The organism is Mycobacterium sp. NPDC003449 (assembly GCF_053588415.1).
Genome location: NZ_JBSFPX010000304.1, coordinates 1 through 5,315, shown reverse-complemented (window position 1 = coordinate 5,315; position 5,315 = coordinate 1). Strand labels below are relative to the sequence as shown.

5 protein-coding genes are annotated in these 5,315 nt (G+C 62.7%); 3 read left to right on the top strand and 2 right to left on the bottom strand.

The genetic code is table 11. From position 1 onward, the window contains the following. Positions 1–48 precede the first annotated feature (48 nt). Positions 49–1,149, top strand: a complete 1,101-nt coding sequence (locus tag ACWDTP_RS37125) for an IS630 family transposase (protein WP_450028211.1) — start codon at positions 49–51, stop codon at positions 1,147–1,149. Positions 1,150–1,361: 212 nt separating this feature from the next. Here the strand turns inward: ACWDTP_RS37125 and ACWDTP_RS37120 are convergent, their stop codons facing one another. Continuing rightward, positions 1,362–2,567, bottom strand: coding sequence for a cytochrome P450 (locus tag ACWDTP_RS37120; protein ID WP_450028210.1), 1,206 nt, complete (start codon positions 2,565–2,567; stop codon positions 1,362–1,364). Positions 2,568–2,640: 73 nt separating this feature from the next. Continuing rightward, positions 2,641–3,528 carry an SMP-30/gluconolactonase/LRE family protein gene (locus ACWDTP_RS37115; protein ID WP_450028209.1) on the bottom strand — a complete coding sequence of 296 codons (888 nt, stop codon included), beginning with the start codon at positions 3,526–3,528 and terminating at the stop codon, positions 2,641–2,643. A gap of 236 nt (positions 3,529–3,764) precedes the next feature. Here ACWDTP_RS37115 and ACWDTP_RS37110 point away from each other — a divergent pair, with 236 nt between their 5' ends. Further along, positions 3,765–4,916, top strand: a complete 1,152-nt coding sequence (locus ACWDTP_RS37110; protein WP_450028208.1) for a CaiB/BaiF CoA transferase family protein — start codon at positions 3,765–3,767, stop codon at positions 4,914–4,916. A 68-nt stretch (positions 4,917–4,984) separates the two neighbouring features. Next, positions 4,985–5,315: SDR family NAD(P)-dependent oxidoreductase (locus ACWDTP_RS37105; RefSeq protein ID WP_450028207.1), on the top strand; the 331-nt coding region annotated here is incomplete at its 3' end.

Here is a 5,315-nt window from a genome sequence, read left to right as displayed (position 1 = left end):
CTAGTGGTATGTCTGTGAATTAGTGGGGTAGTTTGTAGTATGCCTGTTATGACAGCTGCCGCGTTGCCGGTCAGCGATGCCCAGCGTGCGGAGTTGGAGAAGATGGCGGCCTCGACGTTGTTGCCGCATCGGCAGGTGGTGCAGGCGCGGGCGTTGTTGTGGGCGTGTGATGGGGTGGCCAACGAGGAGATCGCCCGGCGCAGCGGTGTGGATTCCGATACGGTGCGCCGCTGGCGTACTCGATTTGGTGAGTACGGTGTCGATGGTGTCGGTCGGATCGCCAAGGGCCGCGGACGCAAGCCGAGCTTGCCGGCGGGCACGGTCGCTGAGGTGCTGCGCATCACGCATAAGGAGCGGCCCGCTGACGGGTCGACGCACTGGTCGACTCGGACGTTGGCCGCCCGCGTCGGGATCGGCAAGGATGCGGTGGCCAAGATCTGGGCCGACCACAATCTCAAGCCGTGGAAGGTCGAGACGTTTAAGGTCAGCAACGATCCGCGGTTCGAGGAGAAACTCGTCGATGTTGTTGGGCTGTATGTGAATCCGCCGGCTCGGGCGGTGGTATTCAGCTTCGACGAGAAGACCCAGTGCCAGGCGTTGGACCGTACCCAGCCGTCGCTGCCGATGAAGGCCGGCCGCGCCGGGACGATGACCCATGACTACAAACGCCACGGCACCATCGACTTGTTCGCCGCGATGAACGTCGCCACCGGTGAGGTGTTGACCGAGTTGCGCAAGGGTCACACCGGCGCTGATGTGTTGCGGTTTTTCAAGCAGATCGATGCCAGCGTTCCACGCGGTCTCGGGGTGCACGTCGTGCTGGATAACCTGTCGGCGCATTCGACTCCCGAGATCGCCAAGTGGCTCGCACACAAGGACCGTCGCCGTTGGCACCTGCACTACACCCCGACCTCGAGTTCGTGGGTGAACCTGGTGGAACGCTGGTTCAAAGAACTCACCGACAAACGGCTGCGCCGAGGGGTGTTCACCAGCGTCGCCGAACTCACCGATGCCATCACCACGTGGGCTGCGCATTGGAACACCGACCCCAAACCCTTCATCTGGAAAGCCACCGCCGAGGACATCATCGCCAAAGTCCAACGCGGCCGAGCCACCCTTAACCAGATCAAATCGCAGACGGACCACTAGTCCATCAGGCCCCACAACTTGCTCCAAGACCGTGGAAGTGACGTTGAGTTGCTGCCGAACCGATCCATCGCGCCACTGTCTGCGGCGATTTGCGCACTCGGCGGAATGGTTCGAATCACGTCCACGGACACTCGAATATGAGCCCAGGCGGGGCTCTGCGTCCGGGTGAACGATTAACTGCCCAGTGGCGCCGCGGCATTCTTTCGCGACGCTCAGTTGAGAATCACCGGCAGTGAGTGCGCATGGTACGAGGTGACGGAGGGCAGGCGGACGAGAGGGCCAGCGAGCTCGTAGTTTGGGTGGCGATCCAATAGCTCACTGATCACGATCCGCGCTTCCAGGCGAGCGAGGTGGGCGCCTAAGCAGAAGTGCGCACCATATCCGAACGCCACGTTTGGAACTTTCGATGGTCTATCCAGCTGCACTCGATCGGGGTCTTGCCAGATCGAGTCATCCCGGTTTGCCGAACCGAGCAATGCCACGACGTAGTCCCCCTCTGCGATCTCGACTCCACCGATCCTCGTGGACTCCCTGGCGCGTCGGACAATTCCAAGCGGAGGGCTGACCCAACGTAGCAGTTCCTCAACCCCACGGCCCAACAACTCGGGCTCCGAGATCAGCAGTTCTCGCTGATCAGGGAACATCGCCAGTGCGGCTACTCCGCCGGCGAGCAAATCGCGCGTGGTCTCATAGGACGCCGCGAGCGTGAGGTAGCTGGTGCTGAGAATCTGCCCTGGCGTGACGTCGCCAGCTCGTTCGGCTTCGAAGAGTAAGCCGAGAAGACTGTCGGGCTTCGGATGCTTCCGCTCCGCGGCGATGTGGTCCTTGAGAAAGGCCATCAGCTCACGAATCGCAGCGCCCGTGGCACGTTGATCCTCGTTGGTAACCGCGTCGTGTCCCACAATTGAGTCCGCCCAATATGCGACGGAATCCATTGCCTCCTCGCCAATTCCGAGGATTTCGTCGGTGACGAGAACCGGCACCGTCTTAGCCAGTTCCTCGACGACATCGAACACGTCCGTTGGTCCGGCCTTAGCGAGTTGCGCCGCTACGAACTTGCGCAAGGTTCCTTCCAGCGCTGCCACGCGGTTGCGTGCATAGACCGGTTGCGCCACCTTACGCAATACGCTATGAGACGGCGGATCGAGATGAATCAACAATCGCTCACCATCGAAGGACGGCAGGTTCTCCTCGCCGTGCACGGTGATCAAATTTCCCGCCGTCGAGGTGAACTGCGGCACGGCCCGTAAAACGTCCCTGACGTCCTCGTAGCGCGTGAGCAGCCACATTTTCCCTGCTTCGCACCAGGCGACGGGATTCTCTTGCCGGAGTAGACGACACGTGGGATGGAAGTCGTCAGACACGTAAAACTCGGGATCGACGAAGCGATCGAGATCGACGGATGTGTGGTTGCTCATGAATCGTCTTCTTCCTGTGGTCAATCGGCTGGTTCGGATGTCAGAACGTTCCGCGTCGTCAGACACTTGTCGGCTATGGTTCGAACGGAAGCTTTGCACCGCGACAACGCCATTTGAGGCGTAACACCGTGCCCGTCCGTGCCTGGGTGATGAAGAGGTCATCGCCGCCCTCACCGCCGAATGCCACGTTGGTGGTCAAGGGATCGTCCAGCGGGATGGTGTCGGTCAACTCACCGGTGTGATCGAAGACGAGCACACCGCCGCCGAACGCGCCGGCGACAAGGAGGTTGCCCTCGTCGTCGAAGCAGAGTCCATCGGGCCGGTAATTGTCGGGCATCCGGGCGAATTCGCGACGATCTACTAGGTGGCGGCCAGCGACCACGTCGTAGGCGTACACCGCTGCCGCACCGGTCTCCGCGACCATGAGCAGGGACTCGTCTGAGGTGAAGGCAAGACCATTCGGATGGGCGCAGCCGGTCGCAACGATGTCGATGCTCGAGCCGTCGGATTCGGCGCGCACGACGTGACCCGTAGGAGCGGTCAGCGGGTCGTGGCCTGGGTCGGTAAACCAGATCACACCCGCCCGGTCGATTGCGATATCGCTTGCCTTCCGCAGTGGGCGATCTCCGACGGTGCGGTAAATCTCCGTGACCGTACCGTCGGGGTCGACTCGTTCGATGCGTGCGTGCGAGGGAGGAGGGGCCAGCAAATCGAGATGCCCGTTATGCCAGGCGATACCACCATTGTTCGCCACGTACAACGCCCCGGCGGGCCCACGGGCGGTTCCATTGGGGCCACCGCCCGGCTCGGCGAAGACCTCCGTGGAGCCGTCGGACCGTATACGCCGGATGACGCCGGTTCCCATGTCGCTCACGTACAGCGATCCTTCGGGCCCCGCCGTTGGGCCCTCGGGAAACGCAAAGGACTCCGCGAACGGCGCCCGGCAAGAGTGATTGTTCACTCACTGAGAGTATCGGTGCGTGAGTCGGCAAGTCAACGTTCACGAATGCAAGTTGACTCACAGACGATAGTGAGTAATGATTCACTCATCAGTACGATCGCGGTCGGGCACGTGGGCGGTGCCGACTGGTTTCCGTCCGGGATCGCCATCGCTGTCCGAGAGACGTCGTGGTCGTGGAGCTCGCCTCTATAACGCAATTCGTGATCACTCCGAGTGGGGAAGTTGGGAGTCGCTTGATGAGCCAAGCCGGGAGGGGACCTCTGCACGGCACGAAGGTGATCGAGCTCGCAGGCATAGGTCCCGCGCCTTATGCCGCCAGCATCCTGGCCGAGTTGGGGGCGGACGTCGTACGCGTCGATCGGCACGGCGGCATGGAACTGTTCCCTGGCGACCCCAGGCTTGACGTTCTGAATCGCGGCAAGCGTTCGATCCTGATCGATCTCAAAAAACCAGGCGCACTAGAAGTTCTGATGCGACTGGTGGACGATGCTGACGTTCTCCTCGAAGGATACCGGCCGGGCGTCACCGAGCGGCTCGGAATCGGGCCGGAGGATTGCTGGAAGCGCAACCCTGCCCTCGTCTACGGCCGCATGACTGGTTGGGGACAGCATGGCCCGTTGGCGCAATCTGCTGGCCACGACATCGACTACATTGCACTCACCGGCGTTTTGCATGCGATTGGCGCCGCTGATGGTCCGCCGCAGATCCCCCTGAACGTGGTCGGCGACTACGGCGGCGGTTCCACGTTCCTGGTCATCGGCATCCTCGCCGCACTATTGGAGGAACGCACCAGCAGACGCGGCCAGGTCGTCGATGCGGCGATCGTCGATGGTGTGTCGCATCTGCTGGCGGGCGTTCACGCGCTGATGGCCACCGGAACCTGGAGGGATGCCCGAGGGGCGAACATGTCCGACGGTGGTCGGCCTTTCTACGACGTGTACGAGACCGAAGATGGGCGGCATATGGCCGTTGGCGCCGTCGAGCCAAAATTCTGGGCCGAACTAATTCGAATCCTCGACATCGACGTAGATCTGAGTCGCCAGCACGACCCCGACAGCTGGCCCGAAACGCGAACGCTTTTGGCCAAGGCGTTCCGCGCCCGGACCCAGGCAGAGTGGGCGATCATCTTCGACGGCACCGACGCATGCGTCGCTCCGGTGATGAGTCTGCGCGAGGCGGCCGAACACCCGCATATGAAAGCGCGGGGAAGCATCGTCGTCCGCGACGGCGTGATGCAACCCGGACCTGCGCCACGCTTCTCCCGCACACAGGCGCCGACGCCCACCTCGCCGCCGCGTCCGGGTCAACATACGCGCGCTGTCTTGCAGGAACTACGCGTCGACAACGTCGAGGCGCTGCTCGACGCGGGCGCCGTCGTACAGGCATAGCAGGGCAGACGTTTTGAGCATCACACCGCGGAACATCGTTCCCGAGCAACCAGAGAAATGAGGCCAACATGACGGAGGAACTCCGATTCGACGATCGAGTCGCGATCGTGACCGGCGCCGGCGGCGGGTTGGGCTTCGCCTACGCCGAGCTGCTTGCCGCCCGAGGCGCCAAGGTCGTCGTCAACGACTTGGGGACTTCGCTCTCGGGCGAGGGCAACGACGAGTCGGCCGCCGCCACGGCGTGTCGGCGAATCGCCGAACAGGGCGGCGTGGCGGTGCCGGATCAGCACTCGGTCGCGGACACCGAGGGCGCTGAGGCGCTGATCGCCCTGGCGCTGAGCGAATTCGGCCGCCTGGACATCCTGATCAACAATGCTGGGATCATTCGCGATCGCACCT

What these genes read in the sequence shown, in the direction of transcription:
- ACWDTP_RS37120 (WP_450028210.1), bottom strand. Translation starts at nt 2,567, where the DNA reads ATGAGCAACCACACATCCGTCGATCTCGATCGCTTCGTCGATCCCGAG.
- ACWDTP_RS37125 (WP_450028211.1), top strand. Translation starts at nt 49, where the DNA reads ATGACAGCTGCCGCGTTGCCGGTCAGCGATGCCCAGCGTGCGGAGTTG.
- ACWDTP_RS37110 (WP_450028208.1), top strand. Translation starts at nt 3,765, where the DNA reads ATGAGCCAAGCCGGGAGGGGACCTCTGCACGGCACGAAGGTGATCGAG.